The following is a 25,473-nucleotide window of genomic DNA, read 5'->3' on the forward strand; positions in this document are numbered from 1 at the left end:
AACAACTTCCCCTCACACAGCCGGTTCTCACGGCTGCCTGTCGGACCGAGCGAGGAGACGTCGATGGATTTCACCTACACCGAGGCGCAGCGCGACCTCGCGGAGCTGACCCGCAGGATCGCCGGGGACCACCCGCCGACGGCACCGCACGGGACCGGCGGGTTCGACCGCGAGCTGTGGCGGGCGCTGGCCACCGCCGGCGTGCTGGACGCGGCACTGCCGTCGACGGTCGGGGGTGGGGGCTTCGGCGTACTGGAACAGTGCGCGATCGGGCACGAACTGGGACGAACCGTCGCGGCCGTGCCGTACGTGCCCACGATCGCTCCCGCGGCGTCGGTGCTGGCCGAGTTCGGCGGCGGCGAACTGCTGGAACGCTGGCTCGTGCCCGCCGTGCGGGGCCGGGCGGTGGTGAGCGCAGCCGTGCCCGACGACGGCGCTCCCACGGGGTTCGCCCTGGACCCGGTGGGCGGGTTGAGCGGTGAGGCACAGGCCGTGCCGTACGGGGCGTTCGCCGACGGCGTGCTGGTCCAGGCGGCCATGGCCGACGGCGACGTGCTCGTGTTGGTCGCCGCCGATTCTCCCGGTCTGGATCTCCGACGCCAGCGCGTGGTCGACCACGCCGACGCCGCGTTCGTCCGCGCGCAGGGCGTCCGGCCGCAGGCGGTGCTGCCCACCGCATCGGTGCCGTTCCTGCGGCGGCGCCTCACGCTCGGCGGATGTGCGCGCCAGCTCGGCGTCGTCGAACGCGCACTGGAGCTCACGGCGGGCTACGCGGGCGAGCGCCACCAGTTCGGCACGCCGATCGGCGGCTTCCAGGCGGTGCGGCACCGGCTGGCCGACGGTTACGTCGACGTCGACGCCGTGCGACTCACGCTCTGGCAGGCGGGGTGGCTGCTCGCCTCGGCCGACGAGCCACCCGGCTCCGGAACCGGCGGCGGCGACGGCGGGAGCGACCAGCGTGACACCGACGTCGACGTCGCGATCGCCACCGCGAAGTACTGGGCGGCCGAGGCCGGCCACCGGGTGGCGCACACCGCCGTGCACGTCCACGGCGGTGTCGGTATCGACGTCGAACACGACGTGCACCGGTACTTCGTGGCGGCGAAACGGGCCGAGTTCACCGGGGGCGGCGCGACGGCGCAGCTTCACCGACTCGGGGAGCTGCTGGCATGACGGCGGCGCCGACCGTGGCCGAGCTACTACTCGCGCGGGCCGGGCGCCGGGATCCGGGCCTGAAGACCCACGACGGCACGTGGACCTGGGACGAGGTCGTCGCCGCGTCCGCCGCCCGCGGGGCCGCCGTACGGGAGCTACTGCGTACCCGGCCCGGCGACGGCCCGCCGCATGTCGGGATCCTCGCCGACAACTCTCCCGAGTTCGCGTTCCTGCTCGGCGGATGCGCGCTGTCGGGTTCGGTCCTCGTGGGGCTGAACCCGACGCGGCGTGGTCCCGCGCTGGCGCGGGACGTTCGGGTGTCGGACTGCCGTGTGGTGCTCACGCAGACCTCGTACCGGCCACTGCTCGACGTCGACCCCGGGGTCGACGTACTCGATCTCGACGGTCCGGAATGGACGCGCCTGGTCTCGGCCCATGCGGGAGCACCGGCCGAACCGGCTGCCGCGAGCCCGGACGACCTGCTGATGCTGATCTTCACCTCCGGCACGAGCGGCGACCCGAAGCCCGTACGCTGCACCCACGGGAAGATCGCCTTTCCCGGACGGATGCTGGCCGACCGGTTCGGACTGTCCACCACGGACACGGCCTACGTCGCGATGCCGATGTTCCATTCGAACGCGGTCATGGCCGGCTGGGCGGTCGGCCTCGCCGCGGGCGCGGCCGTCGCGCTCCGCGACCGCTTCTCCGCGAGCGGATTCCTGTCCGACGTCCGCCGGTTCGGCGCCACCTACGCCGACTACGTCGGCACTCCGCTCTCCTACGTGCTCGCCACTCCGCCCCGGCCCGACGACGCCGACAACCCGCTCCGCATCGTCTACGGCAACGAAGGCGCCGAGGCCGACCTCGTCGCGTTCGCGGAGCGATTCGGCTGCCGGGTCGTCGACGCCTACGGCTCGACGGAGGGCGGCATCGGTTTCGCGAGGACGCCCGACACGCCGCCCGGCTCGTTGGGCAGGCTCGGCGACGGCGTGCACATTCTCGACCCCGACACCGGCGAGCCCTGCGAGGCCGCCGAGTTCGGCCCGGACGGACAGCTCCGCAACGCCGACGCCGCCATCGGCGAGCTCGTCAACGTGTCGGGCGCAGGCTGGTTCGCGGGCTACTACAACGACCCCGCGGCCGACGCCGATCGCATCCGGGACGGCCGGTACCACACGGGCGATCTGGCCTACGCCGATGCCGACGGTTTCGTCTACTTCGCCGGACGCACGGCCGACTGGGTGCGCGTCGACGGCGAGAACCTGGGCACGGCACCGATCGAACGCGTCCTCGTGCGCCACCCCGCGATCGCGGAAACCGCGGTGTACGCCGTCCCGGGACGGGTGGGCGACGACGTCATGGCAGCGATCGTCCCGGCCGGCCGGGCGGCGCCCGATCCGGACGAGTTCGCGCGGTTCCTCGACCGGCAGGACGACCTCGGCCCGAAACAACGCCCACGGTACGTCCGCGTGACCGCCGAGTTGCCGCGAACGGCGACGTTCAAGGTGGTCAAGCGGCGACTCGCCGCCGACGGCACCGCGTGCGGTGACACCGTGTGGGAACGCACCGGCGCCACCTACCGGCCGCTTGCCGAGCCCGACCGGCACGCACCGGTCAGCCGGCAGGCGCGTTGAGCTGGCGCAGCCGCCGGGGTCCGGTGTCCGGACGGGACGGCGGGGAACCGAGGACGATCCGCGCGTTGGTGACGAACGCACCCTCCGGCGAGGCGAGAATCGGGTCGAGGACCAGCGAACGCACCTCCGGGTTGTCCTCCCCCAGCGCCGCGACCCGCAGCATGAGGTCCTGGAGCGCGTCGAGGTCGGCGGGTTCGTCACCACGGTAACCCATGAGCAGCGGCGCGGTCCGGGGTTCCCGCACCAGCGTCGCCGCGTCCACATCGGTCAGCGGAACCGCCCGGAACGCACGGTCGCCGAGCAGCGTGCTGACCACTCCGGACAGTCCGAACGAGACGAGAGTGCCGAACGACGGGTCGTCCTGCAGGCCGATGACGCACGAGATCCCCTTCGGTGCCATCCGCTGCACGTAGATCTCGGCCATGCCCGAGGTGTCGCGCAGATCGCGGTAACTCGTGCGCACGGAGTCGTCCGAGGTGAGATCGAGCCGCACCCCGGCGAGGTCCGGCCTGCCCCGCAGGGTGTCGTCGTAGGCCTTCAGCGTCACCGGGTAGCCGAGCTCGGCCGCAACCGCGGCGGCCTCGTCCTCACCGGTGACCACCCGGAACGGCACGACGTCGATGCCGTAGCACTCGAGCAGCCGCACCAGCTCCGCGTCGGCCAGCCGGACGTCGCGGTCGCCGGAGCGCTGCCCCGCAGGGTGTGCGGCCGCCGACGCGTCCGGCGGCTGTACACCCACGCCGTCCGTGCCGGCGGCACCGTCCTTTCCGGCACCGCCGTCCTTTTCGGCTGCGCTGTGGTTTCCGGCTGCGCTGTGGTTTCCGGCTGCGCTGTGGTCCGCGGTCGGGTGCCTGGCCTCCGGCGGCAACCATTCCCGCACGAATCCCTGCGCCCGTTCCGGATGCAGCCCGTCGGGCCGCACGACCGATCCCTGGGGTCGCGCGCGCCACTCGGCGTACCTGATGACCCTGGCGAGCGCGTTCACCGCCCGCTCGGGGCTGGGGTAACTCGGTATCGAACCGACCACCGGCTGGCCCTGCTCGCCGAGGGTCGCCAGCTCGGCAGGCACACCTTCGACGGCGAGGAACGTGGACACGATCGGTTTGTCCGCCGCCTCCCTCGCCTGCACCGTCTCGCGCAACGCGCGTGCGTACGCCGTGCCGGGGATCGACACGGGCGGGGCGAACACGGCGACCAGCGCATCCACGTGCGGCGAGTCGAGCGCCTCGCCGACCGCCCCTGCGAACTCCTCCGGCGAAGCCTGCGGCCCGATGTCGACGGGGTCGATGCCGAGCTCGAGCCCGTTCGCCCTCGCGGTGTCCGCCGCGAGCAGGCCGATCGCACTCGAGTTGCCCACGATCCCCACCCGCGACCCGGCGGGCAACGGCTGGTGTGCCAGCACCAGCGCCGTGTCGAACAACTGGGCCAGCGAGTCCACGCGCACGACCCCGGCCTGTTCGAACAGGGCCTGCACGCTCGATTCGTCGATCTCGGTCGACGTCGCCGCGAGCTGCGGCCGGACGGCGTGTCTGCCCGATTTCACCGCGACGATCGGCTTGGTGCGCGCGAGCCGCCTCGCGAGACGCGCGAACTTGCGCGGGTTGCCGAACGACTCCAGGTACAGCAGCACGACGTCGGTGTTCGGGTCGGTCTCCCAGTACTGCAGCAGATCGTTGCCGGACACGTCGGCGCGGTTCCCCGCCGAGACGAACGTCGACAACCCGAGCCCGCGCGCCTCTGCGTCGGCGAGGATCGCCGTGCCCAGCGAACCCGACTGGCAGAAGAAGCCCGTGCGGCCGGCTTTCGGCAGTTGCGGTGCGAGCGTCGCGTTGAGCCGCACCCGCCGGTCGGTGTTGAGCACACCGAGCGCGTTCGGACCGACGACCCGCATCCCGTGCGCCCGCGCTTCACCGACGAGCTGCAGCTCCGCGTGCGCACCGTGCGGGCCCGCCTCGGCGAACCCCGCCGAGACGATGACGAGCGTCTTCACACCCTTCTCCAGCGCGCCGTCGAGCACCGCCTCGACCTGGTCGGCGGGCACGGCGACCACCGCGAGATCGACCGGGTCGGGGATGTCCAGCACCGACCGGTAGGCCCGCACCCCGCGCACCGAGGCGTGCTCGGCGTTGACCGGGTAGACCGGCCCTGAGAAGTCGGCGCCCAGCAGGTTCGTCAGCACCGCGTAGCCGATCTTCGTCGGATCGGTCGAGGCTCCGATGACGGCCACCGACCGCGGGTGCAGCAGGTTGTGCACGCTGCGCGCCTCCGCGGCCTGTTCACGGGCACGCGCCACCTCGAGCGAATCCTCGGTGGGGTCGATGTCGAACTCCAGGTGCACGACGCCTTCCTCGAAGGCACGGCTCACCTGGTAGCCCGCGTCCCGGAACACGCGCACCATCGCCGAGTTCTCGGCGAGGACCTCGGCCACGAACCGGCGCAGCCCCGACTCGCGCGCCGCCGCGGCGAGGTGCTCCAGCAGGATCGACCCCAGGCCACGGCCCTGGTGGGCGTCGTCCACGACGAACGCCACCTCCGCGGAGTCGCCGTCGAGCCCCTCGTAGCGCCCGACCGCCACGGCGTCGTCGCCGAGCAGCGCGATGAACGCCACGCGACTGCGGTGATCGACCGTGGTGAACCGCTTGAGATCACGCGCCGGGATCCGCGGATAGGCCCCGAAGTAGCGCAGGTACCGCGTGCGTTCGGACAATCTGCTGTGCAGCGCGACGACCAGATCGGCATCGCTCGGCACGATGGGGCGCATGTGCACGGTGCCGCCGTCGGAGAGCACGACGTCGGCCTCCCACTCGTGGGGATAGTCGAACGGGTCCGGCTCCCCGTCCTCGCCCGGCTCCCTCTTCTCGCCCGCATCGGCGCCGGTGTCCGTACCGGCTGCGGTCTCCGTACCGGCGTCGGTGTCCGTCGCGCCGGCGGTGTCGGTACCGCTCCCGGCCCCCGGTCCGCCCGAGGCGGGCGCCGGCTCGGGCGGACCGGAGGAATGCTGCTGGTCGGTCATAGCGGTTCAGTCCCTCGGATCGTCCGGATCCAGTCCGTGCAGCGGGAACACGGCCCGGCGGGTGTCACGGATCGCCGCGTCCACGGCATCGTCGAGGCCGTCACCCCACGGTGAGTACCCGGCGTCGGCCCCGTCGGACATGGTCGGCGGCACCTCGGCCGACGGCGCCATCCCGCGGACCAGTTCCGTCCACTCCGCGGGTACCGGGGCATCCGGCGTGACGTCGTGGTCGAGCACCGTGGCGATCAGGTGCGTCCAGGACCGGGGCACGACCCGCATCAGCTGATAACCGCCGCCGCCGACGGCGAGCCAGCGGCCCTCCGCCCAGCGCTCGGCCAGCGCACGCAGCTCCCGGTAGATCGTCCGGTGCCCGTCGACGGTGAGCGACAGGTCCGCGAGCGGATCCTCCCGGTGCGAGTCGACACCGCACTGCGTGACCAGGATCTGCGGGCGGAACGCCTCGAGCAGGGACGGCACCACGGCGTGGAACGCGCGCAGCCACCCGGCGTCCCCGGTGTTCGGCGGGAGCGGCACGTTGACGGCTCCGCCCTCGCCGTCGCCGATCCCGATCTCGCCCGAGTACCCGGTGCCGGGGAACAGCGTGAACGGATGCTGATGCAGCGACACGGTCAACACGCGCGGATCACCCACGAACGCCGCCTGCACCCCGTCGCCGTGGTGCACGTCCGTGTCGACGTACGCGATGCGGTCGTAACCCTGTTCGAGCAGCCACGAGATAGCGACGGAACAGTCGTTGTAGATGCAGAACCCCGCGGCACGGTCGTGCATGGCGTGGTGGTGCCCGCCCGCGATGCTCACCGCGCGCTGCGCCCTCCCCTCGGCGATGCACCGGGCGCCCAGCAGCGTGGAGCCGACGACGAGGGAGGCGGCGTCGTGCATGTCGGTGAAGACCGGGTTGTCCTCGGTCCCGAGCCCGTGGCCGACGTCCCAGCCGGCCATCGGGGCCTGCTGCACCGCCTCGAGGTACTCGGCCGAGTGCGCACGGTAGAGCTCCTTGGCTCCCGCGGGCTCGGGACTCAGCAGCGGCACGTCGTCGAGCACGCCGAGCGCCGTCGCGAGCCGCATCGTCAGGTGCAGCCGCACCGGGTTGAACGGATGCTGCTCACCCATGTCGTAGGCCAGCAGCGCGGAGTCCCAGACGACGGCGGAGGGAGACATGCCCAGAGCGTAGCTGCCACCGGCGACGAGTCGAGGGTGAAGATCAGCCCGGCTCGTCGCCCGTCGCGGCGGGCCGCTCCGGATCCGCCGACCAGTTCGACCACGAGCCCGCGTACAGCGCAGCCGGGCGCTCGACGCCCGCGTGTTCGAGGGCGAGCACGACCGAACTGGCGGTGATGCCCGATCCGCAGTAGGCACCGACGCCGATCGCTGCACCACCGGCAGCCCCCGGATCCCCGGGAACCGGCGTATCGGTGGTCGCGGCGCTTGGTTCCTCGGTGCCGCTTGGCGTCTCGGTGCCGCTTGGTGTCCCGGTGCCGGTGCTCCCGGTGCCGGTGCGCTCGGTGTCCGGGTCCACGCCGCCGATGCGCACGCCGAGCCGCGCGAAGTGTTCCCGCAGCCGGTCGGGGCTGCGCCAGTGCCCGTCGGCCTCGACGTGGTCCGCGAACGGGGCGTTGCGCGCACCCGGGATGTGCCCACCGCGCGGGTCCACCGGCTCGTGTGCGCCGGTGTACCGCTCGTGGGCTCGCGCGTCGAGGAGGACACCGTCCCGGGCAAGCGCGGCCGCGCCGTCGGCGTCGAGCACGGGCAGGTGGCCGGGTTCGACGGTCACGTCACCCGAGGTCGGGGCCGGGACCTCGGCGGTCACGGGCCTGCCCTCGGCCTGCCAGGCCGCGAACCCGCCGTCGAGCACGGCCACGCGGTCGTGGCCCGCCCAGCGCAGCAGCCACCACGCCCGGGAGGCGACGGACGAATCGGCGTCGTCGTAGGCGACGACCGGCCGGTCACCGCGCACTCCGGCGGCCCGCAGCACGCGCTGCAGGTCACCGGGCGCCGGCAGCGGGTGACGACCGGCCTCACCCGGTGCACCGGCGAGTTCGGTGTCGACGTCGACGAACACGGCTCCTGGCAGGTGGCCGGCCGTGTACGATTCCGCCCCCGGCGGTCCGAGCAGCCGCCAGCGCACGTCGAGCACCACCGGACGGTCGGCGTCCGGACCGTCGAGCGCCGCGGCCAGCTCGGCGGTGCTCACGACCGGGCCGAACGACGTGGACTGCGACTCGGGCATGGTTTCGGGCATCGGTGACGTTCCTTACCTAGGGAGGCGGAGCGATGCGGCCACTCTCCGCCGCTGCCGATCCGCCTCCTCGACGGAGACGGGTCAGTGATTACCACACCACCCGCGCGGGATCGCGGCGCGTGACGGCCGACCGCTTCGTCGGGGGCGAGGACTACCATGAGTTCGGCGAACAAAGGGGACAGGCGTGAACGATCTCATCGACACCACAGAGATGTACTTGCGCACCATCTTCGAGCTCGAAGAGGAAGGTGTCACCCCGCTGCGCGCACGGATCGCGGAGCGGCTGGAGCAGAGCGGCCCGACGGTGAGCCAGACGGTCGCTCGCATGGAACGGGACGGTCTCGTCGTCGTGGCAGACGACAGGCACCTGCAGCTGACGGAGCACGGACGCGAGCTCGCGATCGCCGTGATGCGCAAGCACCGCCTGGCGGAGCGGTTGCTCGTCGACGTGATCGGCCTGGAGTGGGAACACGTCCACAGCGAGGCGTGCCGCTGGGAGCACGTGATGAGCGAAGCCGTGGAGCGCAAGCTCGTCACACTGCTGAACCAGCCCACCACCTCGCCGTACGGCAACCCGATCCCGGGCCTGGACAAGCTCGGTGACGGCGGCGAACCCGCCCCGCCCGCCGAGGCCGACCTCGTGCGGCTCGACGACGTGGCACGTTCCGGTGGCGGCAAGGTGGAGATCCGCCGCATCGCCGAGCACGTGCAGAGCGACGAGACGCTCATGGCGCAGCTCAAAGCGGTGGGCATCGTGCCGGGCAGGACGGTCCACGTCGGCAAGAACGCGGGCACCTCCGTCGAGGTGTCGGACGACGCGGCCTCGGGCACGGTGAACACGAACGTACTGCACGCCGTTCTGGCTCAGACCCGGTGACGGCCTCGGACCAGGCGACGGCGGCCGGCCCCGCCGACACCGCAGGCGACGCGTTCCGATCGGTCCACGGCCGGGACCCGGTGGGAGTGTGGTCGGCCCCGGGCCGAGTGAACCTCATCGGCGAGCACACCGACTACAACGACGGGTTCGTGCTGCCGTTCGCGCTTCCCCACCGCCTCGCTGCCGCCGCGGCGCCCCGTGAGGACGGCAAGCTGACGTTCGCCACCGTCGGCTCCGACGGCCGCGTCCACACCGAGGCCCCCGTGGCCGTGGGCGACTTGCAGCCCGGCACACCGGAAGGCTGGTCCGGCTACCCGGCAGGAGTGGCCTGGGTGCTGCGCGAGGCCGGTATCGGTGCGAGCCGTGCCGGTGCGGGCGGCTGGACCGTCGACAGGGGCGCCGACCTGGTGATCGCCGGGGACGTGCCGACCGGGGCCGGACTGTCGTCCTCGGCCGCCATCGAATGCGCCACGGCCATGGCCCTGCTCGGGCTGGCGGGCGAGCACGACCAGGAGGCCGCCCGGCGCGCCGAGATCGCGCGGTGGGCGCAGCGCGCCGAGAACGAGTTCGTCGGTGTCCCGACAGGCTCGCTCGACCAGACGGCGTCGATGTGCTGCGTCGACGGGCACGTGCTGTTCCTCGACTGCCGGTCCGGGGAGACCGAACAGGTGCCGTTCAACGCCACGGGCGCGGGGCTGTCCGTGCTTGTCATCGACACGCAGGTCAAGCACTCGCTGGGCGGGTCCGAGTACGGCGACCGGAGGGAGGGCACGGAGAAGGCCGCACAGCTGCTCGGCCTGCCGGCTCTGCGCGATGTCACCCCGGACACCCTGAACGACGCCCTCGGCCGGTTGCCCGCGGACCTCGTACCGCTCGTCCGGCACGTCGTCACCGAGAACGAACGCGTGCTCGAAGCGTCCCGGTACCTGCGGGACGGCCGGATCGCCGACATCGGGCCCGTGTTGGACGCCTCCCACGTGAGCATGCGCGACGACTACCGCATCTCCTGTCCCGAACTCGACCTCGCGGTCGACACGGCCCGTACGGCGGGCGCACTGGGCTCCCGCATGACCGGCGGCGGCTTCGGCGGTTCCGCCATCGCGCTGGTCAGGGAGAACGATCGCCACGCCGTGGAGGCTGCCGTGACCACGGCATTCGACACGGCCGGCTACCGCAGACCGCGCATGTTCGTCGCCGTCCCGTCCGCCGGGGCGAGCCGCGACCGGTGACGACCGCACCGCCGCACCAGTCCCTCCGCAGCGGCACGGCACGGCATCACCACGGCACAGCACCACGGCACAGCGACCACGGCATAGAGCGACACCACGCCGTAACGACCCGGCGGCACAGCATCACCACGCCGCAACGGCGCTGGGGTGCGAGCCGCCCGCCCACCGTTCCCACCCGATCAGGAAGGCCCGGAACATGCCCACCGAACCGGCCCCGTCCCGCAGTCCGATGAAACTGGTCGTCACCGGCGGTGCCGGGTACGTCGGCAGCGTGTGCGCCGCCCGGCTCGTCGAGGCCGGGCACGATGTCACCGTCGTCGACGACCTGTCCACGGGCCATGCCGACGCGGTTCCTGACGGAGTCCGCTTCATCCAGGGCGACGCGGCCGATGTCGCGCAGACGCTGCTGAGCCAGGGATTCGACGGCGTGCTGCACTTCGCGGCGAAGTCGCTCGTCGGTGAGTCGATGCAGGACCCGGGCCTCTACTGGCGGGGCAATGTGCTCACCTCCCTCCGGTTGCTCGACGCGATGCGGACGCACAACACGCCCCGGCTCGTGTTCTCCTCGACGGCCGCCACCTACGGCGAGCCGGACGTCAGTCCGATCCCGGAGACGGCCCCGACCGGGCCCACGAACACCTACGGTGCGACGAAGCTGGCCATCGACTATGCGATCACCAGCTACGCCCGCGCCCACGGACTCGCGGCGACCAGCCTCCGCTACTTCAACGTGGCCGGCGCCCACGGCGCGTTCGGTGAACGCCACGCCACCGAGACACACCTGATCCCGATCGTGCTGCAGGTCGCCACCGGCGACCGCGAACAGGTGCAGATCTTCGGCGAGGACTACCCGACCGCCGACGGCACCGCGGTCCGCGACTACATCCACGTCACCGACCTCGCGGATGCGCACCTGCTCGCACTCGCACACGCCCGCGAAGGCCGGCACGAGATCTACAACCTCGGCAACGGCACCGGCTTCTCCGTGCGCGAGGTGATCGACACCTGCCGCGCGGTCACGGGACACGACATCCCGGCAGCCGTGGCGCCGCGGCGCGACGGTGACCCGGCAGTGCTCGTGGCTTCGTCCGAGAAAGCACGTGCGGACCTGGGCTGGAAGCCGGTGCACACGGACCTGCACGGCATCGTGACCGACGCATGGCGGTTCACGCAGGACCGCCGTTCCGCGGATCGCCGGTGACCTGCTGCCCGGCGCCTCCCGGACCACGGGCTGCGCGGGGCACGCCGGACCCGTCGGCACGCAGCACCAGCGGCCTTCCCCGGTTCTGCGCCAGACCGGCGAGGGTCTCGGGTGGCACGGCGCGTGCCAGCGCCTGGTCGAGAAGTCGAGCCAGCGTATGCCCCGGATGCGCATCGAGTGCCTTCGCCACGGCGACACCGGCCAGCGGACCGTCGCCGCGAAGGTAAGCCGTGTAGGCGAGCAGTGCCGCGGCTTCCGCCCGTTCCGGGGCCGGAGCGCCGCGCACCAGCACGGTCCATAGGCGCTCCGCTGCCACCGCGAGGTCGCTACGCGGTGGCCAGCACACCCCGAATGCCGCGTCCCGCAGCTCATGGTGTGTCAGGGCACGGGACAGTGCCACGACCTCCCGATCGGACAACACCGGATCGATGCCACCGTCCACACCGTTCCGGAACCGCGCGAGTACGTCGCCGACAAGCGCATAGGCGCCCTCGAGCTCCTCGTCCCTTGCCGTCGCACGCGTCTTGTCGCGGGAAGCCGCCAGGTCCAGCAACGCCGCACGGCGCGCAAGTACCTCGTCCCCGTCCGAATCCAGCGCGTGTTCCATCGCCTCCCGGCTGCCGTAGGTCAGTTGCCCCGCGTGCGTCGTCACCGCCGCCATGGTCGAGGCCGTCGGATCGGGCAGCTCGCCGCCACACTGCTCGTCCCGGTAGCAACACCACCGGGCCCCGAGGCGGATCTCCGGTGTCCACAGTGCGTGGTCGATCGGTACGCCGAGATCGGTCATCACCACGGCGAGCGCCTGCAGGACGTCCCGATGCGCAGGCCCGTCGTCCGGCGGGTCACCGCCGACGAGAACGACGGTCACGGCAACGGCATCCGACAGCGGAACGCGCAGCGGCGACGCCAGCTCCGGAACCGCCGTCACATCCGGGATGTCCGTGCGCATGACGTGGCCGATGGTATGGGCCTCCGTACCGTCCGGTGTGTGCGTGAGCAGCACCAGCGAATCCGCGGGCGTGAACCCGAGCAGGTACGGAAGCGAGGCCAGGAGTTGTTCGGGCCGGCGCAGGTCGACCCGCGTGCCGAGATCGGGGCGGGTCGTCGATGAAGTGGTCATGTCTCCACGATGCAGCGGCGCGAGAGCAGCGGGTGGCAGCGCGGGAAATCTGTGGACACGCTCGTACGACGTGGACAACTCGCGGCCGGAGCGGTGCCGGAACGCGGAACTGTCGGTGGCGGGCGCTAGGATGCCGCGCCCACCACCGACAACCGCTCCCATCGCGGGCCGAGCGGGTCCGGACACCGGCCCGGTCCCGGTCGCCGGCCCCGAAGACCGGCCGGCCAGGGACCCACCGCGCAGTGCTCCAGATTGGCCTGGTCCAGATTGGCCTGGTCCACATCGGATTATCCCACGTCGACCCACCGAACATCGGCCTCGGGCTACCGCACAGTGTCGGCTCCGCCGACGACCGGCACGGTGACCGAGGAGTGCTTCACCCCCACAGCGATGCCGGCGCCCGGCTGTGGCCGCAGCGTGAAGTCGTGGTCGCTGGAGAGCAGCACGAACTCGAGACGATGCCCCGCGTCGACCACGTAGTCCTGCGGCTGCAGGTCGAACGACATGCGGTACCACTGCCCCGGCCGCACCGGCCGGGTCGTTGCGCGGTCGTGCCGGTTCTGCGGGTCGGCCCAGCCACGCGTGATGACGTGCGACCCACCGTCCGGAGCGCGATCGACGAGCACACCGGTCACGTTCGCGGCAGGCCGGTCGAACGAGACGCGCAGGTCCACCGACGGCGTTCCGCTCAACCGCACCGGGTCCGCAACGGCTTCGGTGGTGTAACGCAACCGGTGCGGCGACGTGTCCGCATCCACGAGCCGTTCAACCTTCTTCGATGCGTCGTCGGTCAGTGACTCGGTGACCGGCCGTCCGCGCTTCGCACCGTCGGTCGACAGTCCGCCGACACGGTCACCGCCCGGGCGGAGGTGCAGTCGCGCGTCCTCGGCACCGACGGCGGGCCAGTCCGCCTCGTCGTGCCACGACTCGTCCTCGCGCTGGATCGTGGCGCGCGGTTCCGAGTCGACACCGTTGTCGACGCCGTAGAGGTAGTGCGAGAACCAGCGGTTCAGCGTCCGCAGCCATGCCTCCTTGCGCACACCGTACGGATCGGTGTGCCCGGACTGGTGCAGCCAGATCTTCCGCTCGACACGGTGGTCGGCCAGTGCCTCGTACCAGCGCGCGGTCTGGCTGAGCGTCACGTTCCAGTCTGAGAGTCCGTGCACCGCCAGCACCGACGCCCGCACGTCACCCGCATCGTCCAGATAGGACCGACGCTGCCAGAAATCGCTGTCGTCACCCGTGATCCGGTCCTGCCGTCGTGCGAGCTCGTCGATCACGGGCCGGCAGATCTCACTGTCGTCCCGGGTGTAGACGTACTCGGCGAGCACGTCGGCGTCCTCACCCTGGAACCCGCCGGGCGCGACGACCGCACCGTTCTCACGGTAGTAGTCGTACCACTCGGAGATGGCCGCGATCGGCACGATCGTCTCGAGACCCTCGACCCCGGTACTCGCCACGGCGTTGGGCAGCGTCCCGTTGTAGGACACGCCCATCATCGCCGTCTTCCCCGTGGTCCAGTCCGCCTGCACGGACGCACCACCCGCGGTGCGCGCAGCCGCACGGCCGTTGAGCCAGTCCACGACCGAGCGCGCACCGATCGTCTCGTTCTCACCCCCGGTGGTCGGGCAGCCCGTCGACGCGCCGGTGCCGAGCGATTCGGCGTACACCACGGCGAACCCGCGTGAGAGCAGGTAGTCCTCGTACCGGGACGTCATCTCCGCGCGCGGCACGTACAGTTCCACGTCGACGTCGTGATTCTGCACGTCGTTGCCGCCCGAGAAGTAGGGACTCGCGGTGTAGACCACCGGCACCTTCAGGCCGCGCTCGGTCTCGGCGGGACGCACCACGCGGACGTGCATCTCGTCGTCGGCGCCGTCGCGGTCGCTGTCCACCGGGGCGCGTACCCACAGGTTTTCCCGCACGACATCAGCGGGATCGAACACCGGCTGCGCCTCGCCGCCCTGGAACACGGGCCGTTGCGGCGATCCCGCGGGCTCGGCGGCTGCAGCAGGCGCGAACGACGGCAGCGCGATGACCGCTGCCAGCAACGGCGCGAAACGTCTGGCTCTCCCTCTGGCTCTCAACACGAAACACCTCGATCGGCTCGTCGGGCAGGGACGGTGCGCGCGCTGCGCGCACAGAAGCGGCCCGACCCTTCCGCCGATCCATCGGACTGTCAAGATCGCGCGAATTACGTTCGCCGGCGGGGAATCACCGTCACTGGCGCGGCGCCCGACTACCGCAGCACCGCCGCGCGCGGCGAAACCCGCCGCGGCATGGTCGGATGGAGACATGGGACATCGCGTCGTCGCGGCAGGTGTCGTCGCCGGTGCGGTACTGGCTGCCGGCGTCACCCTCACCGCGGGCGGGGTCTCGGAGGATCCCGCCGAGGACACCCGCCGTTCCGTGATCGCGGCCGCCCCCGGACGCAGCGGTGAGCGCACCGCACTCGAACCTCCGGCCACCGCGCAGGGCCGCGAGCAGGCTGCCACCGCCGTCGTCGACGCGGTCGGTGCGGTCGTGCCCGGTTCGAAGGTGGGGCTGGCCGTCTACGACCGACGCACCCACGCGATGGTCGTCGGGGCCGGCCCCGACCAGCCCTTCTACACCGCCTCCGTCGTCAAACTGCTGATCGCCATCGACGTCCTGCGCGCCCACGACTGGCGCATGCCCGGCGGAGACACCGGCTCCGACCTGGCGGCGATGCTCTCAGCCAGCGACGACGGCGCCGCGACGCGGCTGTGGGACGAGTTCGGCGGCTCCGCCATCATCGGCCGCACCGCAGAGCTCGTTGGACTGGACGCCACATCACCACCGGATGAGCCGGGCGAGTGGGAACTCACCCGCATGAGCCCCCGTGACATCGTGCGCACCTACACCTACCTGCAGCAGGACCTGCCCCGACCTGCCCGTAACGCGGTGCTCGGCACGCTCGCACACTTCGACGCGACCGCCGCCGACGGCTTCGACCAACGGTTCGGCCTGCCGACGGCGTTCGGCGACGCGACGGTGGCGGTGAAACAGGGCTGGATGCCGGTCGGCGACGACGTGGTGCTGAACACGACCGGTGTCGTCGGTGAGGACGGGCGATTCGTCGTCGCCCTGCCCGTCGTGCTGCCCGGTGACACCGATTTCGCCACGGCCCGGGACGCACTGACCGAAGGAGCACGCGCCCTGGCCCGCGCCCTCGGCCGCGACTGACTCGCCACGCCTGCTGGCAGACTGTGCGCATGACCGACGCGCCCGACCCCGCCGCGACTCCCGACGATCCGCACCTCTGGCTCGAGGACGTCACCGGCCGGCGTGCCCTCGACTGGGTTCGCGCCCGCAACGAGGAGACGACGGCCGCCTACACCGACCGGCCTCGCTTCGCAGCCCTGCAACAGGAACTGCGCGAGGCCCTCGACGCCGACGACCGCATTCCGTACGTCGTGCGACGGGGTGCGTTCCTCTACAACTTCTGGCGCGACGCGCAGCACCCGCGCGGGCTGTGGCGCCGCACGACGCTCGACGAGTACCGCACGGCCGACCCGCGGTGGGACGTACTCATCGACGTCGACGCGCTCGCCGAGACCGAAGGCGAGAACTGGGTGTGGCAGGGCGCCACAGTGCTCCGGCCGTCGCTGGACCGCTGCCTCGTGGAACTCTCCCGCGGCGGCGCCGATGCGGCGGTGGTGCGTGAATTCGACCTGCAGCGCCGGGAGTTCGTCACCGACGGATTCCAGCTGCCCGAGGCGAAGAGCTCCGTCAGCTGGATCGACGCCGACACGATCTACGTCGGCACGGACTTCGGCGATGACTCGCTCACCACGTCGGGTTACCCGCGGGTGGTGAAACGCTGGCGGCGCGGCACTCCCCTCGCCGACGCCGAAACCGTCTTCGAGGGCAAACCCGAGGACGTCGCCGTACGCGGGTTCCACGACGCGACGGAAGGCTGGGAGCGCGACCTGGTCCGCCGGACGATCGAGTTCTACCGCAGCGAACTCCACCTGCACACCGAGGACGGGCTCGTACGGATCGACGTGCCCGACGACGCCGTCGCGTCGCTGCACCGGGAATGGCTGCTGGTCCGCACCCGCTCCCCGTGGGGCGACCACCCCGCCGGATCGCTCCTGGCCGCCCGCCTCGACGCGTTCCTCGCCGGCGACACCACGATGACGGCCCTGTTCACCCCGGACGCCCACACGTCGCTCGACTACTACGTCTGGACCCGCAACCACCTCGTGGTCGGCACCCTCCACGACGTGAAGACGCGCCTGCGCGTACTCACTCCCGAGGCGCACGGCTGGCGCGACGAACCGCTCACCGGTGTTCCCGACGTCGGGACCGTCGACCTGGTCGACACCGAACCGGACGTCGACGACGAGATCATGCTCGAGGTCGCCGGCTTCACCCAGCCGTCCTCCCTCCTGCACGGCGTTGTCGGAGGCGAGTACGAGACGCTCAAGCACGCACCGGCACGGTTCGACGCCACCGGGCTCACCACCGAGCAGTTCTTCGCCACATCAGACGACGGCACCGAAATTCCGTACTTCGTGGTCCGCAAGCCGGGCGCCGAGCCAGGGCCGACGCTACTCGGAGGATACGGCGGCTTCGAGGTCTCGCAGACGCCGTACTACAGCTCCGTCATCGGTCGCGGCTGGCTCGCCCGGGGCGGAACCTACGTGCTTGCCAACATCCGCGGCGGCGGCGAATACGGTCCGGACTGGCACAACCAGGCCGTCAAGGAGCATCGACACCGCGTCTACGAGGATTTCGCCGCCGTGGCACGGGACCTGACCGAGCGCGGCATCACCACGCGCGACCGGCTCGGCATCCAGGGCGGGAGCAACGGCGGGCTGCTCATGGGTGTGATGCTCACGCGGTACCCGGAGCTGTTCGGCGCGATCGTCTGCCAGGTGCCGCTGCTCGACATGCGTCGCTACCACCTGCTGCTGGCGGGTGCCTCGTGGATGGCCGAGTACGGCGACCCCGACGAGCCCGCACAGTGGGAGCACATCCGTACCTACTCGCCGTACCAGAACGTCCGGAGTGGACACACCTATCCACCACTGCTGATGCTGACGTCCACACGGGACGATCGAGTACACCCGGGACACGCCCGCAAGATGGTGGCACGATTGCTCGAATCGGGCTATGCGCCGGAGAACGTCCGTTACTACGAGAACATCGAAGGCGGCCACGGCGGCGCGGCCGACAACGCACAGTTGGCGTTCAAGACCGCGCTGGCCTACGAGTTCCTGTGGGAACGACTCGGCGACTGACCCGAGACCGCGGCGCGGCACCGAACCGCGCCGCGGTGGGCGTGGGCAGTACGGCGATCCGGGTGGCACGGCGTCATCGGATCACATCACGGGCGGCCCCTCAGCCCGTCCGTGTCCCGGCGTGGCGTCAGGCGGAGAACTCCCCGTCGAGTTCCTGGGCGCGCTCCTGCAGCTCGAGGGCGATGGGCTCGGCTTCGTCGTACCGGTCCGGATAGGCCGATCGCTGCACGGACTGGGCGACCTGTCCCGCGGTGAAGTCCGGATTCGCCGCATCGATCTCGATCGCACCGGCCGTGCCGTCCGACGGATTGCCGTGGAGGAAGTCGTACGTCGCGAGCTCCGGATCGCCGGCGTTGACCCAGCCGAAGTCGGGTCGCTGCTGGAACACACCGATCGACGACGCGTGTCCGCAGTCGAGATCGTTGGCGTGCGATTCCACCCACGCCGCCTCGTAGGTGGCCAGCCGCACCTTCTCGCTGGCCTCCTCCGCGTCGAGGACGTTCTCGATGGTGACGAGAACGTCGTCGTCGGCGTCCGAGGGAACTTCACAGTTGATCCCCACGGGAGCCTCGGCCGCCGGAATGTGACCACCCGGCCGCAGCAGCGCGTCGGAGTCCTCGTCCGCCGCCGCGGGTGCCGCCAGTCCCACCGTCAGTGCCGACAGGGCGAGGCCGGTCAGTAATCCTGTTCTCAGCTTGGTCATGCCGTCCCTTCCATAGGTGGTCGTCCTACGAGCAGGTGAAGTGACGTACTCCGGCGCTCCACCGGGCGACCACTCCGCGGAGTCGGCACACCCGGTACAGCGACCGCGTTCACGCTAGGGCACCCACAGGTAGGCACCTACGGCCGAAAGTTCCTTACACAGTGAACTGGACAGCAGCGAATATCGCACAACGACCGATATCGGGCACGACACGCGTGGGTGACACCACCTCGTGGTGGTCCGGTGCACGAGGGAGAGGGCCGGGGATCGTCGTGATCTCCGGCCCTCTCCCTTGGTGGCGCCGTCCGGCCATCGCCCGCTCATCGGGGACCGGGCGTCACCCCTCCGATCAACTGCAGCCCGACGTGGCGCCACAGCCCTCGCAGGCGTAGCACGAACCTGCGGGACGCATCTTGGTCCCGCAGGTCATGCACAGCGGGGCGTCCGCGGCCTTGCCGAGCTGCAGCTCGACCAGCTCCGTCGTCGTGTGCGCCTCGTCCTCGGAGCCGGCTTCCTCTCCGGCGGGCTGTTCGGCCACCCGTGTTCCGCCGAAGTCCACCGTGCTGCGCAGCGTCTCCAGGTCGACGCCGTCACCCTCGGAACTGCTTCCGCTGTAGTCGGCCTCGACCTGGGCTGCGCGCTCGTCCGCGGTGAAGATGCCGAGCTGGGCCCGCTTCTCGTACGGCAGGTAGTCGAGCGCGAGCCTGCGGAACAGGTAGTCGAGCACGCTCGTGGCCATCCGCACGTCCGGGTCGTCGGTCATGCCCGCGGGCTCGAAGCGCAGGTTCTGGAACTTCTGCACGTAGAACTCGAGCGGGATGCCGTACTGCAGCCCCACGGAGATCGACATCGAGAAGGCGTCCATCACACCCGCGAGCGTCGAGCCCTGCTTACCGAGCTTGACGAAGATCTCGCCGAGCCCGTCGTCCGGGTACGAACCGGCCGTCAGGTACCCCTCGGCACCGGCGACGGTGAACGACACGGTCTGGCTCGGGCGCTTCTTCGGCAGGCGCTTGCGCACCGGGCGGTACTCGACGACCTTCTCCGGCTCCGCCTCGCCCTTCTCCTGCTTGCCCGTCGACAGCGGCTGGCCGACCTTGCAGTTGTCGCGGTAGATCGCCAGGGCCTTCAGTCCGAGCTTCCAGCCCTCGAAGTAGATCTCCGCAACCTCGTCGACCGTGGCCGATTCCGGCATGTTGACGGTCTTCGAGATCGCGCCCGAGATGAACGGCTGCACCGCGGCCATCATCCGCACGTGCCCCATCGGCGCGATGGAGCGTTCGCCGACCGCGCAGTCGAACACCTCGTAGTGCTCACTCCGCAGGCCCGGGGCGTCGATGACGTGGCCGTGCTGGGCGATGTAGTCGACGATCGCCTCGACCTGCTCCTCCTGGTACCCGAGGGCACGGAGCGCGCGCGGCACGGCGTTGTTGACGATCTGCATCGACCCGCCGCCCACGAGCTTCTTGAACTTCACCAGCGAGAAGTCCGGCTCGATGCCCGTGGTGTCGCAGTCCATCATGAACCCGATCGTGCCCGTGGGCGCGAGCACGCTCGCCTGGGCGTTGCGCCAGCCGGAGCGCTCGCCGATCTCGATGCCGCGCTTCCACTCGTCGGTGGCGAGAGCCCGCACGTTCGCGTCGTTGCGGTGCAGCGTCCGCACGAGCTCGTTCGCGGCCGCGTGCTTGCGCATGACCCGCTGGTGGCCTTCGGCGTTACGGGCATAGCCCTCGTACGGGCCGACCACACCGGCCATCTCGGCCGACCGGCGGTAGGACACCGCGCTCATCAGCGACGTGATCGACGCGGCGAGCGCACGACCGCCGTCCGAGTCGTAGGCGTGACCGGTCGCCATGAGCAGCGCGCCCAGGTTGGCGTAACCGATACCCAACTGGCGGAACTTCCGCGTGGTGTCACCGATCGCCTCGGTCGGGAAGTCGGCGAAGCAGATCGAGATGTCCATCGCGGTGATGACCAGCTCGACCGCCTTCGCGAACAGCTGCGCGTCGAAGGACCCGTCGTCGGACAGGAACTTGAGCAGGTTCAGCGACGCCAGGTTGCAGCTCGAGTTGTCGAGGTGCATGTACTCAGAGCACGGGTTGGACGCGGTGATCCGGCCCGACTCCGGGCACGTGTGCCAGTCGTTGATCGTGTCGTCGTACTGCAGCCCGGGGTCCGCACACTCCCAGGCGGCCTGCGCCATCTTGCGGAACAGCGGCTTCGCATCGGTCTGGTCGATGACCTCACCGGTGGTGCGGGCGCGCAGGCCGAACTTGTCGTCCGACTCCACGGCGCGCATGAACTCGTCGGACACCCGCACCGAGTTGTTCGCGTTCTGGTACTGCACCGACGCGATGTCGGTGCCGCCCAGATCCATGTCGAACCCGCCGTCGCGGAGCACCCGGATCTTGTGCTCCTCCTTGGCCTTGGTCTCGATGAATTCGTCGATGTCGGGGTGGTCGACGTCGAGTACCACCATCTTCGCCGCACGGCGGGTGGCCCCACCGGACTTGATCGTGCCCGCCGAGGCGTCGGCGCCGCGCATGAACGACACCGGGCCCGATGCCGTGCCGCCGGACGAGAGGAGTTCCTTCGAGGAACGGATCCGCGAGAGGTTCAGACCGGCACCGGAGCCGCCCTTGAAGATCCGGCCCTCTTCCTTGTACCAGTCGAGGATCGACTCCATCGTGTCGTCGACCGAGAGGATGAAACACGCCGAGACCTGCTGCTTCGACGTGGTGCCCACGTTGAACCAGACCGGCGAGTTGAAGCTGAACACCTGGTGGAGCAGCATCCAGGTGAGTTCGTGATCGAAGATCTCGGCGTCGGCGGGCGAGGCGAAGTAGCCGTGTTCGGTGCCCGAGGCGACGTAGGTCTTCACGACGCGGTCGATCAGCTGCTTGAGACTGCTCTCCCGCTCCGGGCTGCCGACGGCGCCCCGGAAGTACTTGCTGGTGACGATGTTCGTGGCGTTGATCGACCAGGCCTCGGGGAACTCGACACCCCGCTGTTCGAAGTTCACCGTCCCGTCGCGCCAGTTGGTCATGACGACGTCACGCTTCTCCCACGCGACCTCGTCGTACGGGTGCACCCCCTCGGTCGTGAACACACGCTGGACCCGCAGGCCCTTCCGTGTGCCACCGCCGCCACCGGACCGCTTCTTCGACGTCTTCGAGGCCTCGGCGCCGGCTCCGACCGTTTCTGTCATGACTCCCACTCCCGCGATTGGCACCAAGCGGCGACGCCGGGCGTCGTCCGCATTTACTCCCGCTGTCGACCGAGAAGCTCTCAGTCGACCGAATCCGCAATCGCCTGACGAAGGTCCGTGATCTCCTTCTCGAAGTCTTCGATGGAGGAGAAAGCGCGGTAAACACTGGCGAACCGCAGATACGCCACAGCGTCCAGCTCCCGCAGCGGACCGAGGATGGCCAGGCCGACCTCGTGACTCGGGATCTCCGCCACGCCGGCGGCCCTGATCGACTCCTCGACCCGCTGCGCGAGCTGCTGCAGCGCGTCGTCGTCGACCGGGCGCCCCTGGCAGGCCCGATGCACGCCCCGGATGACCTTGTCCCTGCTGAACTGTTCCGTCACCCCGGAGCGTTTGACGACGGCGAGCACCATCGACTCCGAGGTCGTGAACCGGCGACCGCACTTCGAGCACGAACGCCGACGCCGGATCGCCTGCCCTTCATCCACCTCACGAGAATCGACGACGCGGGAATCGGCATGCCTGCAGAACGGACACCGCATGACCGAACCACCTCCCCATCACAGGCGCCGGCGCACCGTGCGCCGCGACCGTCGCCGGGTCATGTCACGCGACACCGGCTGCCGGCGTGCCCTGACGCACCGCCGACGACTCTCGAGTGCCCCGCCGGCCTCCGGAACCCGATGACGTGACACGTCGTGAAGGCTCGGCGAGAACTGTCGTTCACCAGGGCGATCCTGGTGATCAATCTGTGGATACCCGGTGGGCGAAGGCCGACGAGCTGTGGATAACCCTGTCCGAGTTTACCCCAATTTGTGGACCAACTACAGCCGTGTAACTACTAGATGTGGGGGTTGACTTTAGGAGTGCACCCACCCGATGCGCAAGCTGACACAGCCATCGGAGGGGTGATCACCGACATAGCTCACCGCCATGGGGGAGCTGATCCGGGCGACGTCCCAGGGCAACCGACAGGAAGGCCGGATTCCGGTCGTCACGACCCGACGGGCACGACCAACGGAGTACCCGCCGACACCGCACCCCCGGCCAGATCGTTGAGTTCCTCGATCCGTGTCACGACGGCCGCCGGATCCGCCCCGGGCACAGCGGACTCCGCGACGTCCCACAGCGACTCACCCGCGCCCACGGACACCACAGTCGTCTCCGCGGGCACCTCGGCGGCACCGGAGCCGCCGAGCCCGGCGAGCGTGTTGGCGATCAACCCGGACGCCACGACGAAGGAGAACACACCGACCGCCACGGCGATCAACAGCCACCCCCGTGTTGTGATCCGCGTCCGCGCACACGCCCGCACCGGAACACGCGCACGTGGCCGGACCGGACCCGGCCTCGTCGGCGGGCGACGCGGGTCCGCGGGTACGACACGGACCCAATGAGCCGTTCGCGGGTCGCGAACGGCCTCACCGGCCGACTCGGGCGCGGCCGCCACTCCCCACGCGTCACGTCCACCGCCGGCACCGCCGAACACGCCGCGCCCGGGTCGCCCGGTCCGGTCCGCGCCGGCACCCGGCGCGACGCCCTTGAACCCCGAGCCCCCACCCGGCCCACCGGATCGGTCCGGCCTGCTATACCTCGCATGCCCGTGCTCCAGCGGCTGCTCCCGCTGCAGTACGATCGACATGGCCACCTCCTCGAACATCCGATCGATCGAACGCCTGTACGATGTCTACCACCCGGGTCCGACAAAATCGAGACCCACACGGCGTGTCCCTCGAACAGATGTTTGAGATTCGCAGCCGGGCAGGCTAGCGTCGGAGGTGTACGGCGCGCCATCCGGCCATCACGGCCTGTCGTGGCCCGCCGAACACGACCGAGCACACGACGACCCGCGGCTGCCGCACGGCACCGCGATCACCGGGCAGCCGTACCCGCTGTCCGCGACTGGGAGGCGACACGGTGGCACGCAAGACGCACGACGAGACCGGCGGAAAGCGCGGTCCCGGCAGCACTGTCCACGACCTGCCGGAGGTCACCGAAGAAGGCCTCACCCCACGACAGCAGCGCGTGCTGGCCGTGATCCGGTGGTGGGTGGATCGCTACGGCTACCCGCCGAGCGTGCGCGAGATCGGCGAGGCCGTCGGTCTCACGTCGACCTCGTCGGTACACCACCAACTCGGAGCGCTGCAGCGGAAGGGCTACCTACGGCGGGACCCCAACCGCCCTCGCGCGGTAGGCATGCTGACCACCGAGTCGATCTCGAAGCTGAACCCCTCCGAAGACCGGCCGACCCCCGCGTTCGTACCGATCCTGGGCCGCATCGCCGCAGGCGGTCCGGTCCTGGCTGAGCAGGCGGTCGAGGACGTCTTCCCGCTGCCGAAGGACCTGGTCGGCGAGGGGAATCTGTTCCTGCTGAGCGTCACCGGTGACTCGATGGTCGACGCGGCCATCACCGATGGCGACTGGGTCGTCGTCCGCCAGCAGGAGGACGCGGAGAACGGCGAGATCGTCGCGGCGATGATCGACGGTGAGGCGACCGTCAAGACGTTCAAGCGCAAGGACGACCACATCTGGCTGTTGCCGCACAACGAGGCGTACGAACCGATTCCCGGGGACGACGCGCAGATTCTCGGCAAGGTCGTGGCGGTGCTGCGCCGGCTGTGAGGCTCGCCCCGCGCGCCGCGGACGGACGTCACGGCCTGCGGCGACGGATGACCACGAGGGCCGCCCCGAGCAGTCCGATCACAGCTGCACCCGCACCCACCGGTACGACGGGAAACCCGGACCCGTCGTCGTCCCGCCGGGCATCGCCAGCGGGCGCTCGGTCCGCCTGCCGGCCGTCGTCCGGCCCGGTCGGCCGCCCGTGGCCCTGCGCACCATCCCCCGCTGCTCCGCCATCCGCCGACGTATCGCTCCCGGCCCCATCGTGCTCCGAACCGGCCTCTCCCGGACCAGCGACGAGAGAGGCGGCATCGGGCACGATGCGAACCGGATTGCCCACGCCTTCGCTCACGGACACGAGCGTACCGTCGGGTTGGAAGGCGATGGCCTCGCCCTGAGGTTCACCAGGCAGCGGGACGCGCACCGGTTCCCGTTCGAGCGCGGCCACGATGTCCCCGTCGGGAGCCGGATACAGGTATGCGTCGGTGTAGGTGCGCAGTGCGACGACCCGTCCGTCGTGGCTGGTCGCGCCACCGGTGATGAGCCACGTTCCGGCAGTGCCCACGGGGCCTCCGGGAGTCGTTGTCGGTGAGACGGTGACGGTGCCGACCTGTTCCAGCGGCGTCGGCCCCGGACTTCGCAGCGCCCCGGCCGGTCGATACACGCCCGACGTCCCCGTCGCGGATTTCGTGACGATGTACGGCGCGCCTTCCCGGTCTATGAGTACCGCCTCGGCATCGCGCGCGCCGTCGGGGTACGTGAGCCGGTAGAGCGTCGACCCTTCTCCCGGACGCAGTGCGTGCAACGCGACGGTGTCTCGGGCCGAGCGGTTGTCGCCGATGTCGGCGAGCCAGAACGTGCCGTCCGCTGACCTGGCGAGGTCCTCGACGTCGTACGGGTCGGCGGGATCGGTGATCACGTCGGTGACGGCGCAGTGCCGGTCGAGCGCGTAGATACGCAGAGCCGCACCCCCGTCGTTGACCGCATACCACCGGCCGTCGCCGGCTACCAGTCCCGATGCCTCGCCCAGGGCGTGGTCGTCGATGCGGCACACCGCTTCAGGATCGGGCGGGCTGTTGCCGGTACGCTGTGCCTCCGCCACCGGTACGGCCGGCGGAAGGCCCAACACCGCGGCCGCACACGGGACGGCGGCCACGAGCGCGGCGATCCTTCGTCCCGCGCACCTG

At 70.6% G+C, this 25,473-nt stretch carries 18 protein-coding genes; 8 read left to right on the top strand and 10 right to left on the bottom strand.

From position 1 onward, the window contains the following. The first annotated feature begins 63 nt into the window (after window positions 1-63). Window positions 64-1,173 carry an acyl-CoA dehydrogenase family protein gene (locus LY12_RS09300; RefSeq protein ID WP_253855134.1) on the top strand — a complete coding sequence of 370 codons (1,110 nt, stop codon included), beginning with the start codon at window positions 64-66 and terminating at the stop codon, window positions 1,171-1,173. Then, complete coding sequence (locus tag LY12_RS09305; RefSeq protein WP_253855135.1) at window positions 1,170-2,789, top strand: long-chain-fatty-acid--CoA ligase; 1,620 nt, start codon at window positions 1,170-1,172, stop codon at window positions 2,787-2,789. The genes LY12_RS09300 and LY12_RS09305 overlap by 4 nt, the downstream gene beginning before the upstream one ends. Here the strand turns inward: LY12_RS09305 and LY12_RS09310 are convergent. The 3 genes from LY12_RS09310 to LY12_RS09320 are packed head-to-tail and all read right to left on the bottom strand — an operon-like array spanning window position 2,770 to window position 8,062. Then, window positions 2,770-5,802 (bottom strand): bifunctional acetate--CoA ligase family protein/GNAT family N-acetyltransferase, encoded by a 3,033-nt coding sequence (locus LY12_RS09310; protein ID WP_253855136.1) that lies wholly within the window; start codon window positions 5,800-5,802, stop codon window positions 2,770-2,772. The two genes, LY12_RS09305 and LY12_RS09310, sit on opposite strands and share 20 nt — an antisense overlap. A 6-nt stretch (window positions 5,803-5,808) precedes the next feature. Next, the gene (locus LY12_RS09315) at window positions 5,809-6,981 is read right to left on the bottom strand and encodes an acetoin utilization protein AcuC (protein ID WP_253855137.1); all 1,173 of its coding nucleotides are present in this window, start codon (window positions 6,979-6,981) and stop codon (window positions 5,809-5,811) included. Window positions 6,982-7,024: 43 nt separating this feature from the next. Beyond that, the gene (locus LY12_RS09320; protein ID WP_253855138.1) at window positions 7,025-8,062 is read right to left on the bottom strand and encodes a sulfurtransferase; all 1,038 of its coding nucleotides are present in this window, start codon (window positions 8,060-8,062) and stop codon (window positions 7,025-7,027) included. A gap of 184 nt (window positions 8,063-8,246) precedes the next feature. On the opposite strand from LY12_RS09320, the gene LY12_RS09325 reads away from it, so the two are divergent. The 3 genes from LY12_RS09325 (at window position 8,247) to galE (ending at window position 11,369) form a co-directional block, all read left to right on the top strand. After that, window positions 8,247-8,939: an iron-dependent transcriptional repressor DtxR gene (locus tag LY12_RS09325; protein WP_183783986.1), complete on the top strand. Its 693-nt coding sequence runs from the start codon at window positions 8,247-8,249 to the stop codon at window positions 8,937-8,939. Next, on the top strand, window positions 8,936-10,168 hold the full coding sequence (gene galK / locus LY12_RS09330; RefSeq protein WP_253855140.1) for a galactokinase: 1,233 nt from the start codon (window positions 8,936-8,938) through the stop codon (window positions 10,166-10,168). Before LY12_RS09325 ends, galK begins: the two co-directional genes overlap by 4 nt. Before the next feature lie 196 nt (window positions 10,169-10,364). Then, window positions 10,365-11,369, top strand: a complete 1,005-nt coding sequence (galE, locus tag LY12_RS09335) for a UDP-glucose 4-epimerase GalE (RefSeq protein ID WP_253855142.1) — start codon at window positions 10,365-10,367, stop codon at window positions 11,367-11,369. Here the strand turns inward: galE and LY12_RS09340 are convergent. Both LY12_RS09340 and LY12_RS09345 read right to left on the bottom strand, forming a co-directional pair. Continuing rightward, window positions 11,335-12,489 (bottom strand): DUF4192 domain-containing protein, encoded by a 1,155-nt coding sequence (locus LY12_RS09340; protein WP_253855144.1) that lies wholly within the window; start codon window positions 12,487-12,489, stop codon window positions 11,335-11,337. The genes galE and LY12_RS09340 overlap by 35 nt on opposite strands. A gap of 323 nt (window positions 12,490-12,812) precedes the next feature. Continuing rightward, the gene (locus tag LY12_RS09345) at window positions 12,813-14,579 is read right to left on the bottom strand and encodes a Xaa-Pro dipeptidyl-peptidase (RefSeq protein ID WP_253855146.1); all 1,767 of its coding nucleotides are present in this window, start codon (window positions 14,577-14,579) and stop codon (window positions 12,813-12,815) included. Window positions 14,580-14,784: 205 nt separating this feature from the next. On the opposite strand from LY12_RS09345, the gene LY12_RS09350 reads away from it, so the two are divergent. Both LY12_RS09350 and LY12_RS09355 read left to right on the top strand, forming a co-directional pair. After that, a complete protein-coding gene (locus LY12_RS09350) occupies window positions 14,785-15,693 on the top strand; it encodes a serine hydrolase (protein ID WP_253855148.1) in 909 nt (302 codons plus the stop codon). A gap of 29 nt (window positions 15,694-15,722) precedes the next feature. Further along, window positions 15,723-17,756 carry a prolyl oligopeptidase family serine peptidase gene (locus tag LY12_RS09355; protein WP_253855150.1) on the top strand — a complete coding sequence of 678 codons (2,034 nt, stop codon included), beginning with the start codon at window positions 15,723-15,725 and terminating at the stop codon, window positions 17,754-17,756. Between the two features lie 127 nt (window positions 17,757-17,883). On the opposite strand, the gene LY12_RS09360 is transcribed toward LY12_RS09355, so the two are convergent. The 4 genes from LY12_RS09360 to LY12_RS09375 form a co-directional block, all read right to left on the bottom strand. Beyond that, a complete protein-coding gene (locus LY12_RS09360; RefSeq protein WP_253855151.1) occupies window positions 17,884-18,459 on the bottom strand; it encodes a hypothetical protein in 576 nt (191 codons plus the stop codon). 349 nt (window positions 18,460-18,808) lie between these two features. After that, complete coding sequence (locus tag LY12_RS09365) at window positions 18,809-21,667, bottom strand: vitamin B12-dependent ribonucleotide reductase (protein ID WP_253855153.1); 2,859 nt, start codon at window positions 21,665-21,667, stop codon at window positions 18,809-18,811. Between the two features lie 80 nt (window positions 21,668-21,747). Next, window positions 21,748-22,209, bottom strand: a complete 462-nt coding sequence (gene nrdR, locus LY12_RS09370; RefSeq protein ID WP_183657185.1) for a transcriptional regulator NrdR — start codon at window positions 22,207-22,209, stop codon at window positions 21,748-21,750. Window positions 22,210-22,661: 452 nt separating this feature from the next. Further along, a complete protein-coding gene (locus tag LY12_RS09375) occupies window positions 22,662-22,937 on the bottom strand; it encodes a hypothetical protein (RefSeq protein ID WP_253855155.1) in 276 nt (91 codons plus the stop codon). Window positions 22,938-23,584: 647 nt separating this feature from the next. Between LY12_RS09375 and lexA the strand changes: the two genes are divergently transcribed. Continuing rightward, the gene (gene lexA / locus LY12_RS09380; protein ID WP_253855157.1) at window positions 23,585-24,289 is read left to right on the top strand and encodes a transcriptional repressor LexA; all 705 of its coding nucleotides are present in this window, start codon (window positions 23,585-23,587) and stop codon (window positions 24,287-24,289) included. Between the two features lie 28 nt (window positions 24,290-24,317). On the opposite strand, the gene LY12_RS09385 is transcribed toward lexA, so the two are convergent. Then, window positions 24,318-25,442, bottom strand: a complete 1,125-nt coding sequence (locus LY12_RS09385; RefSeq protein WP_372493489.1) for a hypothetical protein — start codon at window positions 25,440-25,442, stop codon at window positions 24,318-24,320. Window positions 25,443-25,473 lie beyond the last annotated feature (31 nt).

Origin of the sequence: Prauserella alba (assembly GCF_024171735.1) — a bacterium.
GTDB classification, from domain to species: domain Bacteria; phylum Actinomycetota; class Actinomycetes; order Mycobacteriales; family Pseudonocardiaceae; genus Prauserella; species Prauserella alba.

Excerpts from the sequence above, each read along its gene's own strand:
- LY12_RS09300 (WP_253855134.1), top strand. The coding sequence starts at position 64 with ATGGATTTCACCTACACCGAGGCGCAGCGCGACCTCGCGGAGCTGACC.
- LY12_RS09305 (WP_253855135.1), top strand. The coding sequence starts at position 1,170 with ATGACGGCGGCGCCGACCGTGGCCGAGCTACTACTCGCGCGGGCCGGG.
- LY12_RS09310 (WP_253855136.1), bottom strand. The coding sequence starts at position 5,802 with ATGACCGACCAGCAGCATTCCTCCGGTCCGCCCGAGCCGGCGCCCGCC.
- LY12_RS09315 (WP_253855137.1), bottom strand. The coding sequence starts at position 6,981 with ATGTCTCCCTCCGCCGTCGTCTGGGACTCCGCGCTGCTGGCCTACGAC.
- LY12_RS09320 (WP_253855138.1), bottom strand. The coding sequence starts at position 8,062 with ATGCCCGAAACCATGCCCGAGTCGCAGTCCACGTCGTTCGGCCCGGTC.
- galE (WP_253855142.1), top strand. The coding sequence starts at position 10,365 with ATGCCCACCGAACCGGCCCCGTCCCGCAGTCCGATGAAACTGGTCGTC.
- LY12_RS09340 (WP_253855144.1), bottom strand. The coding sequence starts at position 12,489 with ATGACCACTTCATCGACGACCCGCCCCGATCTCGGCACGCGGGTCGAC.
- LY12_RS09350 (WP_253855148.1), top strand. The coding sequence starts at position 14,785 with ATGGGACATCGCGTCGTCGCGGCAGGTGTCGTCGCCGGTGCGGTACTG.
- LY12_RS09355 (WP_253855150.1), top strand. The coding sequence starts at position 15,723 with ATGACCGACGCGCCCGACCCCGCCGCGACTCCCGACGATCCGCACCTC.
- LY12_RS09360 (WP_253855151.1), bottom strand. The coding sequence starts at position 18,459 with ATGACCAAGCTGAGAACAGGATTACTGACCGGCCTCGCCCTGTCGGCA.
- LY12_RS09365 (WP_253855153.1), bottom strand. The coding sequence starts at position 21,667 with ATGACAGAAACGGTCGGAGCCGGCGCCGAGGCCTCGAAGACGTCGAAG.
- nrdR (WP_183657185.1), bottom strand. The coding sequence starts at position 22,209 with ATGCGGTGTCCGTTCTGCAGGCATGCCGATTCCCGCGTCGTCGATTCT.